Origin of the sequence: Paraburkholderia bengalensis (assembly GCF_037126505.1) — a bacterium.
Lineage (GTDB): Bacteria > Pseudomonadota > Gammaproteobacteria > Burkholderiales > Burkholderiaceae > Paraburkholderia > Paraburkholderia bengalensis.
In genome coordinates this window covers 35333-53119 of record NZ_JACFYJ010000027.1, presented here as the reverse complement: position 1 = coordinate 53119, position 17787 = coordinate 35333, and the positions used below count along the sequence as shown (strand labels likewise).

The window sequence follows — 17787 nt, the reverse complement described above, 5'->3', positions numbered from 1 at the left end:
TTTCAGTCCCAGCTCTGGACCATGTGCGATCCGCTTGCTGGGACGCGCGTCGCGCGGCTCAGGCTGCGGCGACGGGCTCGGCCAGATGCAGGCGCTCCCGCGTCGCCTTGTGTTCTTCGATCAGCCGATAAACGGTCTCGCCCGGCACCGTCTCCGATTCAAGCAGTTGTTCGGCTATCGCTCGCAGCACGGGTTCGTTCTCGTGCAGCAGCGAGTAGCACACTTCGTTCAGATCCTTGAGCAGAATGTTCGCGTGCCCGATTGCACTCTTCATCTGAAGACCGGCATATTGCGCGGGCAATGCGGCAAGGCTGAACAGATTGCCGTCCGCGTTGAAGCCGAATTTCGACACCATGTCGAGGCTGATGCGCGATGCCTCCTGCAAGTCCTGCGCTGCGCCGCTCGATGCTTCCGAGAACATCAGCAGTTCGGCATTGCGCCCGCCGAGCAAGACCTGGATTTCGTTGCGCATTTCGCTTTCGCGGTACAGATGCTTGTCCTGCGTCTTGGTGATCAAGGCGACGCCCAATGCGCCGCCGCGCGGCAGGATCGTCACTTCTTCGAGTATGCCCGTGCCGAGCAATGCCGCGACGAGCCCATGCCCTGCCTCGTGCACCGCGATGCGCGTGCGCTCGTCTTCCGTCAGCGCGCGCTCCGCGCCATTCACGTCGCCGATGCGCGCGATCTTGATGGCTTCGACGAAGTGCTTCGCCGCGACGCGGTCGTCGCCTGCCTTGCGCGCGACCAGTCCCGCCTGATTGACGACCATGGCGAGCGTCGCGGGCGACAGACCCGTCGTGAGGCGCGCGAGTTGATTGAAATCGATGTCCGCGGCTTTGGACGTGAGCTTCTGCGCATAGAAGCGGATGATCTCCGCGCGGTCTTCGACGTCGGGCAGGCGCACCTGCACCGTGCGATCGAAACGGCCAGGACGGCGCAGCGCTTCATCGAGGTTGTCGGGGTGATTGGTGGCCGCGACGATAATCACGCCTTCATTCGACGCAAAGCCGTCCATCTCCGCGAGCAACTGGTTGATGATGCGGTTGCTCTCGGCCTCAACAGGGCCGCCGCCCGTATCCGTGCGCTTGGCAAGGCCATCGGCTTCGTCGATGAAAATGACGGTGGGTGCGTTTTTGCGCGCGAGTTCGAACAGATGCTTGACCTTCTGGATGCCGACGCCGTAGTACTTCGCGCTGAAATAGCTGCCCGTGATCGAAATGAAGTTCGCGCCGCACTCGCCTGCCAGCGCCTGCGCAAGCCGCGTCTTGCCGACGCCGGGACCGCCCGTCATAAGAATGCCGCACGGCGCGCGCACGCCCAGCCCTGTGAACTGTTTCGGGTTGGTCAGATAGGCCTGGATGTCGGACAGCGCAGCCTTGGCTTCGCCTGCGCCGATCACGTCGTCGAACGAAAGCGCCGGTGTTCTTTCGAGCAGCCGCGCGGCGCCCGTCATTTCGCGGCGCATGAACCACGCCAATCCGCCGATCAACAGCAGCGGCAGCAGCACGCTGATCGCATCGCGCGCCTTGTCGAGCGCATCCATCCAGCGCGCGGAACCCGTATGGATGTTCGCATCGGGCAGCCACACCAGTTGATAAGGAGAACGCGCGTCCGCTTTCATTTCGCCAAGCAGCAGCGCATTCGAGAAAGCACTGTTGTGATCGGTGACGTAGTACTTCGCGCCGTCGCCTGTCGAAACCAGGATCGCACTCGGGCTCACGCCGATTGCCGTGACGTTGTGCTCGCGAATGTCGCGCAGCATCTCCGACGCGTCGCGCTCCTGATGCGTCCACGCCGACGTGTCCTTGCGCATGTCGCTCGCGATGCCCGTCAGTACCGGCGCGCTCTGCACGTTTCGCTGGCCGTGGCGCAAATACACAAACGTGAAAAGCGCCGCAAAGGCCGTGGCGGTCACAGCAAGCATGACATAGCGGCCATATCGGGACCAGAACGTATTCTTTGCCGGTTTCATCAGTTGATTCCTAAAACGGGCCATATGAATGGCCATCACGCAACGGCGCGAAAAAAATAAAACGATGTGTACGCGCGGCGAAGCGCGCTACAAGGCTGGATGAAATGATGGCCGGACTAGCCGAGGCATAGCGGCGAGGAAGGGACCAGCGCTTTAATGCAATGAGGTCGGTAAAAAAGACACGCGTATGCGGCCCTCTTTAACCTTCATGTACCTCTCGCATTATGCCCAGGGTCGCAGAATTTTTAAAACGGTAGAAAAGGCCTTATTTAAGGGCTGATTCGCTCAATCGACCTGTCGGCCTTGAGCGACGGCACACGGCGCAAACGCACCGGGCTTTTTTGCGGAATGGGGAAAACACTGATGTCGGAGCGAAGCAACGGAACGTCGTTGCAGCACGGGCGTTGCACCCGCGCTCGCGAAGCACTGCAGGCAGCAAGGCGGACTTGTTGTCCGCCCTGCTTGCTCAATCGATGTCAGCGCCTTACGACACCCATCAGCAACGTCACGATAAAGATGACGAGGAACAGGAAGAACAGGATTTTCGCAATGCCGGCCGCTCCTGCTGCAATACCGCCGAAGCCAAATACAGCAGCTATGAGCGCAATGACGAAGAAAACCAAAGCGTAATAAAGCATGATCTGACCTCCGTTGCTTGAGTTGTGGTCGCGAGCTGCGTGCGCGGCGACGTTCTCTAGCGAGAGCAAGCGGTGTACCTGAGGTCCCGTGCGGATCAAAATCAGAGACGCATCACGTTCTCGGTCTCGGTCGCCTAACCCGCCGCGCGCGGCGCGGGCCCGAGACGCTCCGCGACGGCGAGGCACGCCGCGCGCAGCGGCCCGACATAGGTGTCGAGCGGCGTATCGCTGCGCCTGAAAAGCGGAATGCTGACGCTGATGCACGCAATGGGCAAACCATCGGCGCTGCGAATCGCGCATCCGTAGCAGAAAATCTGTGCTTCGTTTTCTTCGCGGTCTTCCGAGTAGCCGCGCTCGCGCGTCGCGTCCAGTTCCGCGCGCAGCGCAGCGGGGTCGACGATCGTGTTCGGCGTGAAGCGGGCGAGCGTCACACCTTCGAGCAGCGCGTCGCGCGCGGGTTGATCGAGCGCGGCAAGGTACGCCTTGCCCACCGAACTCGAATACAGCGTCACGCGCGTCCCGATCCGCGACGCCATGCGCACCGCGTGCGGGCTCTCCAGCTTTTCGATGTAGACCATTTCGCTGCCGCTGCGCACGGCGAGGTGCACGGTTTCCTGCGTCGCGTCGCGCAGCGACTGCAATGCATCGGCGGCCGCCACGCGCACGTCCGAGCGCTCCCAGCTGCGGCTCGCGAGCGTCATCAGCCGCGGCCCGAGTTCGAAGGTGCCGCCGCGCAGACTTTCGACAACCAGCCCCTCCGCCATCAACGCGCCGACGATCCGGTACACCGTGGGGCGCGGAAAACCGCTCGCGGCCGCCAGTTGCGGCACGCTCGGCGCATCCTTCGCGTCGGCGATCAGCTGCAGCACCGACATGAATTTCGAAAAGGCGGCGGTGCCTGTGGCGCGCGCGGCTTCTAGCGCATCGGCGGCGGGAGTCGGCATGGTCGTGTCGAGGGTGTTGGAGGGCGACGCGATTATAGCGAGGGGCGGTGCGCTGCCCTTCTTGCTGTCGATCCCGCTGTCCATCCGCAACGCTGGCGACAGCGGCGAAACATCACGCAACGAGATATCCGCCGTCGACGGGCAGCACGGTCCCCGTGATGAACGATGCGCCTGGCGAGCACAGAAACGCGACGGCGGGGCCGATGTCGTCGGGCGTGCCCCAACGGCCGAGCGGCGTGCGTTCGAGTATCGCCTGCGAGCGCGCGTCGTTGTCCTGCAGCGCCTGCGTCAAAGGCGTCGTGATCCAGCCTGGCGCGACGGCGTTCACGCGAATCCGATCGGCCGCGTAGGCAATCGCCAGCGACTTCGTCAGTTGCGCGACGCCGCCCTTGCTCGCGCTATACGCAGGCACGAGTCCACCGCCGAAAAAGCTCAGCATCGAAGCCGTATTCACGATTGCGCCGCCCCGCGCGCGCAGCAGCGGCCGCGCCGCCGCGCATGCGCGCATCGTGCCTGTCAGGTTGATGTCGAGCACCTGCGCGAACACGTCGGGGTCGAGTTCGTCGCCGCGGCGGATCACGCCCGCGCAGTTCACCAGCACGTCGAGCGAAGCAAGCCCCGCGAACAGCGCGTCGACGTCCTGCCTCGATGCGACATCGAGCGGCGCGGCCTCGATGCCATGCGCGGCGAGCGCGCTGATTTGCGCGTCGGTGGGCGCGAGGCCCGCCGCGATCACGCGCGCGCCGAGCGCCGCGAGGTGACGCGCGATGCCCGCGCCGATGCCTTGCGTGCCGCCCGTGACGACGGCCGTCTTGCCTGCAAACAGATCGTGTTGAAACGTCATGTCGATATATCGCTTCAGGAATGAGTCACACGGGTGCCCGCGGCGGCGTCGTGCTCCGCGCGATCGGCGATCGGCACGCGCACGACGAACATGTACACGAGCGCCGCCGCGAACGCGACGCCCGCGCTGATCAGGAACGCGTTGACGAACGAATGCGTCCGGTCGACGACCACGCCCGTGATGAACGGCGCAAACGAGCCGCCGAAGTAGCCGCCAAAGTTCTGGATGCTGCCAAGCGACGCCACCAGATGCCGCGGCGCGGCCACGCTGACGAGCGCCCACGCGGCGCCGCTCGCCAGGTTGACGAAGTACATCGCGAGCGACAGATAGACGATGGCGAGCGTCAGCGTCGGCGTGAAGGCAGCGGGCACCGTGAACACTGCCGCGCCGATCAGACCGCAGCAGATCGGCCACTTGCGGCTGCGGATGGGCGCCATGCCGCGCGCCATCAGGCCATCGGCGACGAAGCCGCTCGACAGCATGCCGAGCGTGCCGAAGATGTACGGAATCGACACGACCCAGCCCGTCTTGGCGATCGTCAGGTGACGTTCGTGTTCGAGGTACGCGGGCAGCCACGTGAGGTACAGCCACACCATGTAGATCACGCCCATGAAGCCGAAGATCATGCCCCATGTGGTGGCCGAACCGAACAGGCCGCGCCATTCGGCGAACGTCATTTTGCGTTCGGCGCGCGCGCGCGGCTCTTCTTCCGTCAGATGCTTCACCTCGTTCGCGTCAAGCGTCACGTCCGCGCGATTGCGATAGATCATGTACCAGCCGATCGACACCGCAATGCCGAGTACGCCCATCACGACGAACATCCAGCGCCAGCCGAACGCGAGCAGCAGCACCGTGAGAATGGGCGGCGCGAGTGCCGGACCGATCGTCGACGAGGTGGTAAAGATGCCCGTCGGACGGCCGCGTTCGCGCAATGCAAACCATTCGCTGACGACCTTCGCGCCCGCCGGAAACTGCGGCGCTTCGCCGATGCCGAGCGCGATGCGGGCCGCGAGAAACTGCGGCAAGGTCTGCACGAGACCGCCGCACAACTGCGCGCACGACCACACGAACATGCCGAGGCCAAGCATCACGCGCGCGCCGAACCGGTCGAGCATCGCGCCGACGGGAAGCTGCGAGAACGCATACGCAAACGAGAATGCCGACAGCAGCAAGCCCATCTGCGACGCCGACAAGCCTAGCTCGCCGCTCACCGAATGATTGGCGATCGACAGCGTGCTGCGATCCAGATAATTGACGATGCCCGCTAGCGTCAGGAACGTCAGCGCGATCCATTGAATGCGCCGAAGGCGCGGTGATTTCGGTTGCATCTGTGTCTCCTCCGTTGCTCTTGCGAGTCTGTGTGGAAGCTATCGTGTGAACGGCATGGCATGACAGAAACATCAGTAGGTGGCACGCCCTCCCGACAGATCGAATACGGCACCCGTGTTGAACGTGCATGACGCCGAGCAGAGCCACAGCGTCAGCTCGGCGACTTCGTCGGGTTCGCCCAGGCGCTTCATCGGGCTCCTGTCGATCATCGTCTGCATATGTGCGGGCGCCATCTGTTCGAGCAGCGACGTGCGCACGGCAGCGGGCGCAATCGCGTTGACGAGCACGCCGCTTTGCGCAAGCTCCTTGCCGAGCGACTTGGTCAACGCGAGCACGCCTGCCTTCGCGGCGCTATACGCCGACGCATTCGGCGTGCCTTCCTTGCCCGCCAGGGATGCGATATTGACGATGCGGGCGTCGCCCGCGCGTCGCAGCGCCGGGACCAGTTCGCGGCAAACGTTGAACGTGCCCTTCAGGTTGATATCGACGATGCGCGACCACTCCGCGGGATCGTATTCGTCGAGCGGCACGGTCGGGCCGGCGTAGCCCGCGTTGTTGACGAGCAGCGAGATGCCGCCGAAGCGTTCGAGCGTTGCCTGCGCGGCCCGCGCAACGCAAGCGGGATCGGCGATATCGACGGCGAAGAAGGCGCTTTGCCCGCCGTCGGCCCGCGACGCACGCGACGCGTCCGCATCGCGATCCCACACCGCGACGCGCGCGCCGCAGTCGGCGAGACGCCGCGCAATCTGTGCGCCGATGCCGCGCGCCCCGCCCGTCACGACGGCCGCCGCGCCCGCGAAGTCATACGACGCGCGGCGCAATACGAATGGCGCGCTCACGCTCACCTCACGAACTGGTCGACGTAGCCCGCGCCCAGGCCGACGCGCTCGTAATGCGCGCGGCACATGTCGAGCTTCGTGAACACGTCTTCGTAACCGGTGTAATTGCCGTGCGGGTCGCAGTAGTACATCACGCCGTTGACCTGGAAATACGTGATCATCTCCTCGACGTCTTCGGGCACATAGAGCGTATGGGTTTCGCCCGGCGGCTCGAACACGTAGCTGCCTTCCGTTGCGACCCAGTCGTGCTCCAGATAGCGCCACCGCCCTTTGAGCACCATGCCGTGCACGGCCTGCGGATGGCGGTGCCGGCTCAGCACGCCCGACTTGCGCACGCGCAGCAGGTTCATCCAGTAGCCGCTCGACACGTTCAGGCACAGCGGCCGGAACCAGACGTTGTCCGCCTGCGGCACCCAGACGCGCTCGTCCTGCGGAATCGCCGATTCGACGACGATTTCGCGCAATGCTTCAGGTGGATTGGGGAGCTGATAAGGCGTCATCGCATCGACGCCGTTTTGCGGGGCTGTCATTCCGTCTCCTGTTATTGTCCATATTATGGACCTATGCATCGTATTGTGGACACATAGTCGGACGGAATGCGATGGATGTCAAGCGTTGCCGGCATGCGCCGCCTTCCGGCGGGGGCAACGGCGCGTCGGCGGGTCAGGCGGTGAAGGCGTAGTTCGTGCGCAGAATCGAATCGAGATGATCGCCGTACCGTTTCGCGGGTTCGCTGCAGCGCGCGCACGCCGGTTGCGCGGGCATGAGCGGCGCGATGGGCGTGTCGAGCCCGCAGTCGTAGAAGAACGCAATCGAGTAGCGGTCCCTGTCCGGATGATTGATCACGCGATGCGGCGTAGCCTTGATCAGCCCCCGGCTCCACGTCGCCATCACCTGCCCCGTGTTCAGCACCAGCGACTGCTCGATATACGGCACGTCGAACCAGCTTCCGTCCGCTGCCTGAACCTGCAAGCCGCCGACGTCGTCCTGGGCGACGAACGTCAGACAGCCGTAGTCCGTGTGGGGCGCGGAGCCGAATTCGTCGGGCGAGCGCTGCGGTAGCGCCGGATAGTGAAGCAGCCGCAAGATCGGATTGTGCGGCGTGAAGTAACGGTCCAGACCGTTGCGCGGCAAGCCCATGATCGACGCGAAGCACGGCGCGACATACATGCCGAGGTGCGATAGCGCCGCGCGATAACGCCTGGCCGACGCCTCGAAGCCCGCCACCTCCTGCGGCCACATCTGATGGCCGCCCATCGTCGAATCCGCCCACCGGTCGCGCAGCGACGCGTCGAGATCGTCGAGTACGACGAACGAGTCGCTGTGATTCGGCTTACGAGCGGCGCCCAGCGTCGAGCGGCTCAACGTCGACGTATTCAGCGGCAGGAAGCCGCGCAGATTCGCGCCGTAGCGCAACGCCATCTTTTGCGCCTCGGGCAGCGCATGAAAGCACCGCGAGACGAAGAACAGATCGTTCGTCACGTTGCGCGGCACGCCGTGATTGACCAGCACGGAGAAACCGATGGTGGAATGCGCGTCGAGCAGCGCCTGCTCCACTTCGCGCCAGCCGCGCGGATCGTCACGCAGAAGCGGCGCGACGTCGATGATGGGTACGTTCATGATGTTTGCTCCGTGCGATCCTGAAGCCGTGTCTCGGCGAAAAATCGGGTGCCGCGTGCTGGCGCAGCCTGCGATAGAACGCTTGGCACATCGTCCATCAGGGTCTCGCTGCACACCGTGAAGCGAATTGTCGACGCCGCGAATTAGGCCGCAATTAGCGCGCGGTGTTGCGCGGTTTGCGCCGTTCGTGCGGCGCGTCGATGAGCATCCAATGAAAAAAACGTGACGGGCTGCTCGTCAGCCCGTCACGCCAATCGCGTCCGGCATGTGCCCTACCTGCGCACGACGCGCATGTCACTCATGCGCACCGAGCGGCTGCGGCATCGGCCCCGCGTCCTCCTCGGCCTGCAAGTCGGCGAGCCCCGCTTTCAGGCGCGCGCGCCGCGTCCACATCGCCGTGAGAATGGGCACGAGAATCGCGGTGACGAGGCAGGCGGTTGCGACCATCGCCGTCGCGGCGGGCACCATCGGTTTGAAGCGCGGAATCATCTCGCCGATGATCGACGGATTGGCCACCGCCGCACCCGCCGTCGACGAAGCCGCGAGCCCCGCCGCGCCATTGCCGCCTGCGATCAGCCGGTCGGCGAGGATCAGCGGAATGCCCGTGACGACGATCACGCCGAGGCCCAGCAGCACGCCCGGCACGCCGCTCTTGACGATCACGTTCAGGTCGATGCCGTTGCCGAGCGCGAAGCCGAAGAACGGAATCAGCGGCACCACGCAGCGGCCGAACAGCTCGCGCAGCGCGCTATCCAGATTGCCGAGCGTAAAGCCGATCAAAAACGGCAGCACCGCGCCGACAAAGAGCCGCGGCTCGAAGAACGCCACGCCCGTCGCGCCCAGAATGATCATGCTGACGAGCGGCCCCGATTCGATCGACATCAGCACGAACGCCCCCGCCTCTTCCTTCGTGCCGTACTGCTGCATCACGGCGGCGTACAGGCCGCCGTTGGTCATGTCCATCGACGTCGTGATGGCCAGCACGGAAAGCCCCGCGAACAAGCCCGTCTTGATGCCATCGATGGGCAGCAGATAGGACGCGACGATCGTCGCGAGCCACGCGACCAGCATCTTCGTGACGAGCAGCGTGCCCGACTTGCGCAGCACAGTGCCCGTGGCGCGCAAATCGATGGTCGCGCCCATGCAGAAGAACCACACGGCGAGGATCGGCACTGTGCCCGTGATCAGACCGTTGGTGAATGAGCCAAAGTACTTGCCTGCGCCAGGCGCGAACGAATGCACGCATGCGCCGAGCAGTAGCGGGATCAACATGAGACCGCCGGGTACGCGGTCGATTGCCTTCTTCAGATTCATGTCTCTGTCTCCTCCATACGACGCCAGGCCGGTGATGGGAACGGCGGCGCTGTCCGGTATTCATCCGGCTCTGTCCGCCTGTTCGCGGACTATAGCACTCGATAAAGGAACAATGTTCCGGTTTTATATGCACTAAGATTAATCGTTTACCCTGCTCTTTTAAAACCGCTCCCGCTATCTGGTGATCCCGCGATTTTTCCATTGCGGACCGGCGTTCCGATCATGCTAGACTGCGCGCAAAGCCAACCCGGACGTGGCGCCCGGCGCGCCCACCCGCAGCCGGAGGAGACATGGAAGTCAGACAGAGCATCAACAGCGAGTACGCGAAAGCGCTCGACACGGCGGGCCTCAGAAAAGCGTTCCTCGTCGAAAAGGTTTTCCAGACCGACGCGCTCGCGCTCACGTATAGCCATATCGACCGGATCATCGTTGGCGGCGCATTGCCGCAGACGCGTGCCGTCGAAGTGCCCGCCTCGCTCGGCAAGTCGATCGGCGTGAGCTATCTGCTCGAGCGGCGCGAACTCGGCGCGATCAATATCGGCGGCGACGGCTGGGTCGAGGCGGACGGTCAGCGCTTTGCCGTGCGCAACGAGGAAGCGATCTACGTCGGCAAGGGCACGCAGTCGCTGACCTTCGGCAGCGATGATCCCGCGCGCCCCGCGAAGTTCTATCTGAACTGCGCGCCCGCGCAGGCCACGTATCCGACGCGCACGATCACGCTCGACCAGGCGTCGCCGCAAACGCTCGGCGATCCCGCGACGAGCAACCGCCGCACGATCTACAAGTTCATCGTTCCCGAAGTGCTGCCCACCTGCCAGTTGTCGATGGGCATGACCAAGCTCGAGCCCGGCAGCCTGTGGAACACGATGCCGTGCCATACGCACGATCGGCGCATGGAGGTCTATTTCTACTTCAACGTCGCCGACGATGCCGCCGTCTTTCACATGCTCGGCGAGCCGCAGCAAACGCGGCACATTCTCGTGCACAACGAGCAGGCCGTGATCTCACCGAGCTGGTCGATTCACTCGGGCGTCGGCACGCGCGCGTACACGTTCATCTGGGGCATGGTGGGCGAGAACCAGGTGTTCGGCGACATGGACCATCTCGCCGTGCGCGATCTGCGCTGAGCGCAACGTTTCTATCGAACAGGAGCAGCGCATGAATACGGCCTTTGACCTCAGCGGCAAGGTCGCGCTCGTCACGGGCAGCAACACGGGACTCGGCGCGGGCATGGCGCACGCGCTCGCGGCGGTGGGCTGCGATATCGTCGGCGTGAGCCGCTCCGACGACAGCGACACGGCGCATCGCGTGCAAGCGCTGGGCCGCCGCTACGTCGGCGTGAGCGCCGACCTGGCGGAGACCGCGTGCGTCAACGATATCGTGCGGGCCGCGCTCGAAGCGTGCGGACGGCTCGACGTGCTGGTGAACAACGCGGGCATCATCCGTCGCGCTGACGCGCTCGCGTTCTCCGTGGACGACTGGGACGCCGTGATGAACGTGAACCTGAAAAGCGCGTTCTTTCTCGCGCAGGCCGCCGCGCGGCACTTCGTGGAACGGCAGCAGCGCGGCAAGATCATCAACATCGCGTCGATGCTGTCCTTTCAGGGCGGGATTCGCGTCGCGTCGTACACGGCGGCAAAAAGCGGCATTGTCGGCTTGACGCGGCTGCTCGCGAACGAATGGGCCGCGCGCGGCATCAACGTCAACGCGATCGCGCCCGGCTACATGGCGACGTCGAACACGGCCGCGCTGCGCGAAGACGAGCAGCGCAACGGCGAAATCCTCGCGCGCATTCCGGCGGGACGCTGGGGCACGCCCGACGATCTCGCGGGCCCGGCGGTGTTTCTCGCGTCGGCGGCTTCGGACTACGTGCACGGCCACACGCTCGCCGTCGACGGCGGATGGCTCGCGCGATGATGTGAATTGCACCGCGCACGCGGTATATTTCGCCGATCAGCACCATCGCTGCGCCACGCTCGCTGCACACGCCGCGCGCCTGCGTGCCGTGATGCAGCGAACCTCCGGAAATGCACGACCGACATGTCAGCCATCGACAAACGCAACACACCGTCCGCCGCGCCGCGCAAGCGCGCCGCCAACCCGCTCTCACCTGAAGCGGATACCGCCGACAAGGGCGAATCGCTGTCGTCGGTCGCGCGCGTGTTCGCGATTCTCGGCGCGATCGGCGATAGCGGACAGATCGGCATCAGCGAGTTGTCGCAGCGCCTGTCGCTATCGAAGACGACGGTGCACCGCGTGCTGCAGACGCTCAAGGCGCTCGGCTACGTGACGCAGGAAGTCGAGACGGAACGTTATCGGCTGACGATCCGCTTGTTCGAACTCGGCGCAAAAGCGCTGGAGAGCGTCGATCTCGTGCGCGAGGCCGACATCGACATGCGCCGGATTGCGAGCGCCACGCGCGAGGCCGTGCATCTCGGCATGTTCGACGAAGACGCGATCATCTACATCCACAAGATCGACGCCGATTACGGACTGCGCATGCAGTCGCGCATCGGCCGCCGAAATCCGCTGCACAGCACGGCCATCGGCAAGGTGCTGCTCGCGTGGATGGACCCCGCCGACGCGCGCGAAGTGCTGTCGCATATCGAGTTCCGCAAGTCGACGGCCAAGACGCTCGCTTCCGCCGAAGCCGTGATGAGCATCCTGCCGCAGGTGCGCGCGCAAGGTTACGGCGAAGACATCGAGGAACAGGAAGAAGGCTTGCGGTGCCTCGCCGTTCCCGTGTTCGACCGCTTCGGCCGGGTGATCGCGGGCCTGTCGGTGTCGTTCCCGACGATGCGCTGCGGCGCCGATACGAAGCTGCATTACGTGACCTTGCTGAAGGAAGCGGGCGCGGCGTTGTCGGCGCGGCTCGGGTATCGCCAAGCGGCGCGGGAAGGGGCTGAATTGACGCATCCCGGCTGACGCGCCTGGTGCGTATGAGCCTGTAGCGGCACGCACGTTCCGTTACGTTTGCACGCGCCGGAACGACTCGCGCGCGCAAACGTCCGCGCTCATGACGACGTCTCGCTCAATCGCTCGCTGTAGCGCACAACAGTCCAGAATGCGTATCGGACGCTTCCTCCGCGATCAGCGCAGCCTGCGCAGCGGGACGCGCTTCCATCCGTTCGATGAAAGCCGCCAGCTTCGGCCATCGATGCAAATCAAGCTCGAGGTGCGCGCTCCAACGCGCGACCACGAACAGATAGAAGTCCGCCACCGACACGCGGCTCCCCAACAGGAAAGGCCGCCCATCCGCGAACAGCGATTCGACGAACGTGAGCCGGTCAAACACTTTGGCGCGCGCCTTGGCCGCTTCCTCCGGTGTTTCCACATGAAATAGCGGGCCGAAGGCCTGATGCAGTTCCGCCGCGATATAGACGAGCATCTCGTTCAATCGCGCGCGCTCGATCGTTCCCGGCGGCGGCACGAGATGGCTGCCTTCGCCCAGATGCATCACGATGGCAGCGCCTTCTGTCAGGACCTCTCCGTTGTCCAGCCTCAACGCCGCCACGTAGCCCTTTGGATTGATCGCGAGAAAATCTTCTCCGCTCTGCGTTTGCTGTGTCGTGAGATCGACGCGTTCCAGTTCGAACTGCATGCCCAATTCGCGCATTACAATGTGCGGCGAAAGCGAACAGGTTCCGGGTGTGTAGTAAAGTTTCATCAGTCATCCTTATTTCATTGAATGTGGTTCGAACGATGCCATAACAGGTCAATGAAATAAACCGGTTGGCTTCGGATGACAAAGATTCTTCGGTATCCATCTGGTAACCCGCATTGCTCGTCCGGAGGAAGAACGTGTCGCTGAAACTGCGAAAGAACCGCTCGCCGGCACCCGGCAACATCTGCCCGCTCAGCAAATGCCTGGCGCTGCTCAGCGGCGCATGGACGCCGGAAATCATCTGGAATCTGAGCGCGGCGCCACGGCGGTTCACCGAATTGCGCGTCGACATGCCCGCCATTTCTGCGAAGGTGCTGACAACCCGTTTGCGCCATCTCGAAGCGAGCGGCATTCTTGCGCGGCACGTCATGCCGACGTCACCGCCATCCGTGGAGTACAGCCTGACTGCCCTCGGCGCCGAGCTTCTGCCCGCCATCGCCACCATCGCGAAGGTCGGCGATCAACTGAAATTCGGTTGAGGCGTCCCCTCAAACACGCGCCGTTCATCGCATCCCGGATTCGTTCCTCGTAGTTACGACCGGAATGCCTCAAAGGAAACCGAATCTCCCAAGGCATCAATTAGACTCGATGCAACTTGGGAGACAACGATGTTCGAAGGTTTCACCGATGCGTCGGCAGAGGTTGACGGCATCACGATTCACGCGATCAAGGGCGGACGCGGTCCCGCGTTGCTGCTGTTGCACGGACACCCGCAGACGCACGCGATCTGGCACAAGGTCGCGCCCGCGCTTGCCGAGCGCTTCACGGTGATCGCCGCCGATCTGCGCGGCTACGGCGACAGCGGAAAACCGCCGGGCACCGCCGGTCACGCGAACTACTCGAAGCGCCGCATGGCGCTCGACCAGCTCGAACTGATGCGCGCGCATGGTTTCGCGTCGTTTGCCGTGATCGGCCATGATCGCGGCGGCCGCGTGGCGGCGCGCATGGCGCTCGATCATCCCGACGCCGTCAAGCGTCTCGTCACGCTCGACGTCGCGCCCACGCTGGCGATGTACGAGCAAACCTCGTTCGACTTCGCGCGCGCCTACTGGCACTGGTTCATGCTCGTGCGCTCCGCGCCGTTTCCGGAGACGCTGATCCGAGCCGACCCCGACCTGTATCTGAAACAGACGATCGGCGCGCGCAGCGCGGGCCTCGCGCCTTTCACGGCCGACGCCTATGCGGCGTATCTGCGCTGCCTGTCCGATCCCGCGACGGCATACGGCATCTGCGAAGACTACCGCGCCAGCATCACGATCGACCTCGATCACGACCGCGCGACGCTCGCCGCACAACAGCAGATCGCCTGCGATTTTCTCGCGCTGTGGGGCGCGCACGGCGTGATCGAACAATGCTTCGATCCTCTCGCCGAGTGGCGTGCGTATGCGCCGCAGGTGCAAGGCGAAGCGCTGCCATGCGGCCACTACATCCCCGAAGAAGCGCCGCAATGGCTGCTCGACCGAGTGCTGCCATTTCTCGGCGCATGACTTCAACGCCGCGCAACCCGCCATCGCCATGTCAAAACGAACCCTCTACCAGAAACTCGTCGATTCGCATCTCGTATCGCGCATCGACGATGAGAACGTGCTGCTCTACGTCGATCTGCACGTGATGAACGAGTACACGAGCCCGCAGGCATTCAGCGCGCTCGAAGCACGTGGCCGCAAGGTGCGCAGGCCGCGGCAGCAGCTTGCCGTCGTCAGTCACATCATTCCGACGCATGCGCAAACGCCGCGCGTGATCCGCGATGCCGCGTCGCTGAAGCTCGCGCAGAATCTCGCGCGCAACTGCGAGCGCGAGGACATCCGGATACTCGCCGCGAACGATCCGTTGCAAGGCATCGAGCACATCGTCGCGCCCGAACTCGGGCTCGTGCGTCCCGGCATGGTCGTGTTGTGCGGCGACAGCCACACGACCACGTATGGCGCGCTGGGCGCCCTCGGCTTCGGCATCGGCACCTCGGAAGTCGAGCATGTGCTCGCCACGCAAACGCTCGCCTATCGCCTCGCGCAAACCATGCGTATCACGATCGACGGTGCCTTGCCATATGGCACATCGTCGAAGGATGTCGTGATCTGGCTGCTCAGCCGCATCGGCGCGCAAGGCGCGCGCGGTTATGCCGTCGAGTTCGCGGGATCGACCGTCGCGTCGCTGTCCGCGGAAGCGCGCATGACGTTGTGCAACATGGCCGTCGAGGCGGGCGCGCGCGCCGCGTTGATCGCGCCCGATCAGACGACCTTGGACTACGTGCGCGCCCACGTTTCGTCGCTCGACGACGACGCGCTGCGCGCGCTCGACGACTGGCGCGGGCTGCACTCCGACGAAGGTGCGCGTTTCGACGCCGAGCATCGCTTCGACGCACGCGACATCGCGCCGTTCGTCACGTGGGGCACGAGCCCGGACCAGGCCATCGCGATCGACGAACGCATTCCCGTCGAGGCCGGGCAGCATTCGCCCGAAGCCGCCGCATCGCTGCGGCGGGCGCTCGCCTATATGGGCCTCGAGGCCGGTCAGCCGCTGGCGGGCACGCGCATCGACCGCGTGTTCATCGGCTCGTGCACGAACGCGCGCATCGAAGATCTGCGCGCCGTCGCCGCCATCGTGCGCGGCAAGCGCGTTGCCCGCGGCGTGCGCGCGATGGTCGTGCCCGGCTCGGGCAGTGTGCGCCGCGCCGCCGAGCGCGAAGGCGTCGCGCAGACGCTGATTGACGCGGGCTTCGAATGGCGCGAGCCGGGCTGCTCGATGTGTCTCGCAATGAACGCGACTGCTCGATGCAGCGCTGCGCGTCGACGACCAACCGCAATTTCGAAGGCCGCCAGGGACGCGACGGCCGCACGCATCTGATGAGCCCGGCGATGGCGGCGGCCGCCGCGCTGACGGGCTGCATCACCGATGTCCGCACCCTGGAGGCGCACGCGCAATGAACCGCTTGACGACGATCGAAGGCACGGCAGCGCCGCTGCCCATCGACAACCTCGACACCGACCAGATCATGCCGAAGCAGTTTCTGCGCATCATCGACAAAGCCGGTCTGGCCGACGGCCTGCTGTACGACTTGCGCTTCGACGCGCACGGCGCGCCGCGCACCCATTGCGTGCTCAACCAGGCCGCGTATGAAGGCGCGCGCATTCTGATCGGCGGCGCGAACTTCGGCTGCGGATCGAGCCGCGAGCACGCGGTGTGGGGCTTGCAGCAATACGGCTTTCAGGCCGTCATTGCACCGGGCTTCGCGGAGATTTTCTATTCGAACGCGATGAACAACCGGTTGCTGCTCGTGCAACTCGAGCGCGACGCCATCGACGCATTGCTGCATGCCGCGACGCATGAACCCGCCTCGCGCATGCGCATCGACCTCGAACGACAGACCGTCGGCGACGCGCGCGGAAACGTCTACACGTATCCGCTAGGCGCGCGTCACAAGCAGATGGTGATCGAAGGCATGGACACGGTCGACCTGACGCTGTCCGCGCTCGCCGACATCGAAGCGTTCGAGCGCAAGCACTTCGTGCACCGCGCGTGGGCGAGCGTGCTGTGACGCACACGCGGCGAACAGCGGAACCTGACATCGAAATGTCAAGGAAACGTCGAGGAAACGCCGGGAAAAACCTGCTTCGCCGCGCCGCTGCGCGACCTCACGTTTTCCCTCACCTCGCATCTGGTCCGCAATGTGTGCTACATCGCATCCATCGCGGCGGAATGCTGGCAAGTTAGGTCACATCATGTCGATCGAGCGGACGATGTCTTGCGCATGAAACGCTGGGCGTCGGGCGTTGCTGACAGCGTGGATTCGGCATGGACGTACGCATGTTCCGGCGGGAGGCCGATTGGCATCGATCGGCACCGGGCATGTGTACAGCGATGAGTTTGCCGTGCATGCCCACCTGCGAGGTAACAACCATGAGAATCAGCACATTGCTCGGGTCCGCGGCGACGTCCGTGACCCTGGTCTGCGCCCTGCCACCCGCCGCCGCGTGGGCTGACGGGCCGCGGTCAGCCTACGACAACGGCGGCACGAATGAAGCCTCGCTCGATCCGGGCGAGGAGCAGATGACCGCCGACGAGGAAAACAAGGCGCGCCAGAAGGATCTGAGCGACGCCTATCACAACGGCTACACCGCCCGCGCGAAGGAAGACGCCGAGACGTATGCGTCGCTGCGCGACCAGTTGAAGCGCACGTCGAAAGCATCTGCACAGCAGCCGCCGCCGCTGCCCGCCGGCATGCCGGGCGACGACACCGCGCAGGTCCGCCGTGTGAGCCAGCCGCGCGTCGCGCAGCAGCCGCTGCAGGCGCAAGCCGGCTACGACGATGACGACGCCGCGCCCGTGCAGTACGCGCCCGCACCGGCGCCGCGTCCGCGCTATCGTCCGGCGCCCGTCTATACGCAGGCGCCCGTCTACGAAGCACCGCCCGAAGAAGCCGAAACGGTCGTGTTCCAGCCGTACCAGCCGCCGCCCGTGCACTACGTGCCCGTCTATCAGCCCGTCTACGTGAGCCCGCCGCCCGTCGCGCCGATGGAATACGCGGCGATGCCCGTCTATCGCCCGGGGTATTACGGCTACGGCTACGGCTGGCGCGGTTACGGCGGATGGCGCTAACGCGGAGCGTTTTCGCAACGACGGCCC

The 17787-nt window shown here is 64.7% G+C and carries 17 protein-coding genes and 1 pseudogene; 8 read left to right on the top strand and 10 right to left on the bottom strand.

Annotated features, from left to right (window positions below):
• Window positions 1–58 precede the first annotated feature (58 nt).
• The 9 genes from H3V53_RS17900 to kdgT form a co-directional block, all read right to left on the bottom strand.
• Window positions 59–1972 carry an AAA family ATPase gene (locus H3V53_RS17900; protein WP_336599093.1) on the bottom strand — a complete coding sequence of 638 codons (1914 nt, stop codon included), beginning with the start codon at window positions 1970–1972 and terminating at the stop codon, window positions 59–61.
• Window positions 1973–2448: 476 nt separating this feature from the next.
• Window positions 2449–2610: a DUF1328 domain-containing protein gene (locus H3V53_RS17895; protein WP_035993948.1), complete on the bottom strand. Its 162-nt coding sequence runs from the start codon at window positions 2608–2610 to the stop codon at window positions 2449–2451.
• Window positions 2611–2744: 134 nt separating this feature from the next.
• Window positions 2745–3554, bottom strand: coding sequence for an IclR family transcriptional regulator (locus H3V53_RS17890; RefSeq protein ID WP_336599130.1), 810 nt, complete (start codon window positions 3552–3554; stop codon window positions 2745–2747).
• 112 nt (window positions 3555–3666) lie between these two features.
• Window positions 3667–4398 (bottom strand): SDR family NAD(P)-dependent oxidoreductase, encoded by a 732-nt coding sequence (locus tag H3V53_RS17885; protein WP_336599092.1) that lies wholly within the window; start codon window positions 4396–4398, stop codon window positions 3667–3669.
• A 14-nt stretch (window positions 4399–4412) separates the two neighbouring features.
• On the bottom strand, window positions 4413–5726 hold the full coding sequence (locus H3V53_RS17880; protein WP_336599091.1) for an MFS transporter: 1314 nt from the start codon (window positions 5724–5726) through the stop codon (window positions 4413–4415).
• 72 nt (window positions 5727–5798) lie between these two features.
• Window positions 5799–6566 (bottom strand): SDR family NAD(P)-dependent oxidoreductase, encoded by a 768-nt coding sequence (locus H3V53_RS17875; protein WP_336599090.1) that lies wholly within the window; start codon window positions 6564–6566, stop codon window positions 5799–5801.
• A 2-nt stretch (window positions 6567–6568) separates the two neighbouring features.
• Window positions 6569–7096, bottom strand: coding sequence for a 2,4'-dihydroxyacetophenone dioxygenase family protein (locus H3V53_RS17870; protein ID WP_336599089.1), 528 nt, complete (start codon window positions 7094–7096; stop codon window positions 6569–6571).
• A gap of 133 nt (window positions 7097–7229) precedes the next feature.
• Window positions 7230–8186: an isopenicillin N synthase family dioxygenase gene (locus tag H3V53_RS17865; protein ID WP_336599088.1), complete on the bottom strand. Its 957-nt coding sequence runs from the start codon at window positions 8184–8186 to the stop codon at window positions 7230–7232.
• 294 nt (window positions 8187–8480) lie between these two features.
• The gene (kdgT, locus tag H3V53_RS17860; protein ID WP_336599087.1) at window positions 8481–9500 is read right to left on the bottom strand and encodes a 2-keto-3-deoxygluconate transporter; all 1020 of its coding nucleotides are present in this window, start codon (window positions 9498–9500) and stop codon (window positions 8481–8483) included.
• Window positions 9501–9790: 290 nt separating this feature from the next.
• Between kdgT and kduI the strand changes: the two genes are divergently transcribed.
• The 3 genes from kduI (at window position 9791) to kdgR (ending at window position 12425) form a co-directional block, all read left to right on the top strand.
• The gene (kduI, locus tag H3V53_RS17855; RefSeq protein WP_336599086.1) at window positions 9791–10627 is read left to right on the top strand and encodes a 5-dehydro-4-deoxy-D-glucuronate isomerase; all 837 of its coding nucleotides are present in this window, start codon (window positions 9791–9793) and stop codon (window positions 10625–10627) included.
• 31 nt (window positions 10628–10658) lie between these two features.
• A complete protein-coding gene (kduD, locus tag H3V53_RS17850) occupies window positions 10659–11417 on the top strand; it encodes a 2-dehydro-3-deoxy-D-gluconate 5-dehydrogenase KduD (protein ID WP_336599085.1) in 759 nt (252 codons plus the stop codon).
• Between the two features lie 123 nt (window positions 11418–11540).
• Entirely contained in the window at window positions 11541–12425 is an 885-nt protein-coding gene (gene kdgR, locus H3V53_RS17845) for a DNA-binding transcriptional regulator KdgR (RefSeq protein WP_336599084.1), read from the top strand.
• A gap of 106 nt (window positions 12426–12531) precedes the next feature.
• On the opposite strand, the gene gstA is transcribed toward kdgR, so the two are convergent.
• Window positions 12532–13167 (bottom strand): glutathione transferase GstA, encoded by a 636-nt coding sequence (gene gstA, locus H3V53_RS17840; protein ID WP_336599083.1) that lies wholly within the window; start codon window positions 13165–13167, stop codon window positions 12532–12534.
• Window positions 13168–13301: 134 nt separating this feature from the next.
• On the opposite strand from gstA, the gene H3V53_RS17835 reads away from it, so the two are divergent.
• The 5 genes and pseudogenes from H3V53_RS17835 (at window position 13302) to H3V53_RS17815 (ending at window position 17760) form a co-directional block, all read left to right on the top strand.
• Window positions 13302–13643, top strand: coding sequence for a winged helix-turn-helix transcriptional regulator (locus H3V53_RS17835; protein WP_336599082.1), 342 nt, complete (start codon window positions 13302–13304; stop codon window positions 13641–13643).
• 129 nt (window positions 13644–13772) lie between these two features.
• Window positions 13773–14651, top strand: a complete 879-nt coding sequence (locus tag H3V53_RS17830) for an alpha/beta fold hydrolase (protein WP_336599081.1) — start codon at window positions 13773–13775, stop codon at window positions 14649–14651.
• Between the two features lie 28 nt (window positions 14652–14679).
• A pseudogene (gene leuC / locus H3V53_RS17825) lies at window positions 14680–16088 on the top strand (3-isopropylmalate dehydratase large subunit).
• Window positions 16085–16699 (top strand): 3-isopropylmalate dehydratase small subunit, encoded by a 615-nt coding sequence (gene leuD, locus H3V53_RS17820; RefSeq protein ID WP_336599080.1) that lies wholly within the window; start codon window positions 16085–16087, stop codon window positions 16697–16699. Before leuC ends, leuD begins: the two are co-directional and overlap by 4 nt.
• 362 nt (window positions 16700–17061) lie before the next feature.
• Window positions 17062–17760 carry a hypothetical protein gene (locus H3V53_RS17815; RefSeq protein WP_336599079.1) on the top strand — a complete coding sequence of 233 codons (699 nt, stop codon included), beginning with the start codon at window positions 17062–17064 and terminating at the stop codon, window positions 17758–17760.
• The last annotated feature ends 27 nt before the right edge of the window (window positions 17761–17787 follow it).

Coding starts and splice junctions, on each gene's coding strand:
- H3V53_RS17900 (WP_336599093.1), bottom strand. CDS start 1,972: ATGAAACCGGCAAAGAATACGTTCTGGTCCCGATATGGCCGCTATGTC.
- H3V53_RS17895 (WP_035993948.1), bottom strand. CDS start 2,610: ATGCTTTATTACGCTTTGGTTTTCTTCGTCATTGCGCTCATAGCTGCT.
- H3V53_RS17890 (WP_336599130.1), bottom strand. CDS start 3,554: ATGCCGACTCCCGCCGCCGATGCGCTAGAAGCCGCGCGCGCCACAGGC.
- H3V53_RS17885 (WP_336599092.1), bottom strand. CDS start 4,398: ATGACGTTTCAACACGATCTGTTTGCAGGCAAGACGGCCGTCGTCACG.
- H3V53_RS17880 (WP_336599091.1), bottom strand. CDS start 5,726: ATGCAACCGAAATCACCGCGCCTTCGGCGCATTCAATGGATCGCGCTG.
- H3V53_RS17870 (WP_336599089.1), bottom strand. CDS start 7,096: ATGACAGCCCCGCAAAACGGCGTCGATGCGATGACGCCTTATCAGCTC.
- H3V53_RS17865 (WP_336599088.1), bottom strand. CDS start 8,186: ATGAACGTACCCATCATCGACGTCGCGCCGCTTCTGCGTGACGATCCG.
- kdgT (WP_336599087.1), bottom strand. CDS start 9,500: ATGAATCTGAAGAAGGCAATCGACCGCGTACCCGGCGGTCTCATGTTG.
- kduI (WP_336599086.1), top strand. CDS start 9,791: ATGGAAGTCAGACAGAGCATCAACAGCGAGTACGCGAAAGCGCTCGAC.
- kduD (WP_336599085.1), top strand. CDS start 10,659: ATGAATACGGCCTTTGACCTCAGCGGCAAGGTCGCGCTCGTCACGGGC.
- kdgR (WP_336599084.1), top strand. CDS start 11,541: ATGTCAGCCATCGACAAACGCAACACACCGTCCGCCGCGCCGCGCAAG.
- gstA (WP_336599083.1), bottom strand. CDS start 13,167: ATGAAACTTTACTACACACCCGGAACCTGTTCGCTTTCGCCGCACATT.
- H3V53_RS17830 (WP_336599081.1), top strand. CDS start 13,773: ATGTTCGAAGGTTTCACCGATGCGTCGGCAGAGGTTGACGGCATCACG.
- leuD (WP_336599080.1), top strand. CDS start 16,085: ATGAACCGCTTGACGACGATCGAAGGCACGGCAGCGCCGCTGCCCATC.
- H3V53_RS17815 (WP_336599079.1), top strand. CDS start 17,062: ATGAGAATCAGCACATTGCTCGGGTCCGCGGCGACGTCCGTGACCCTG.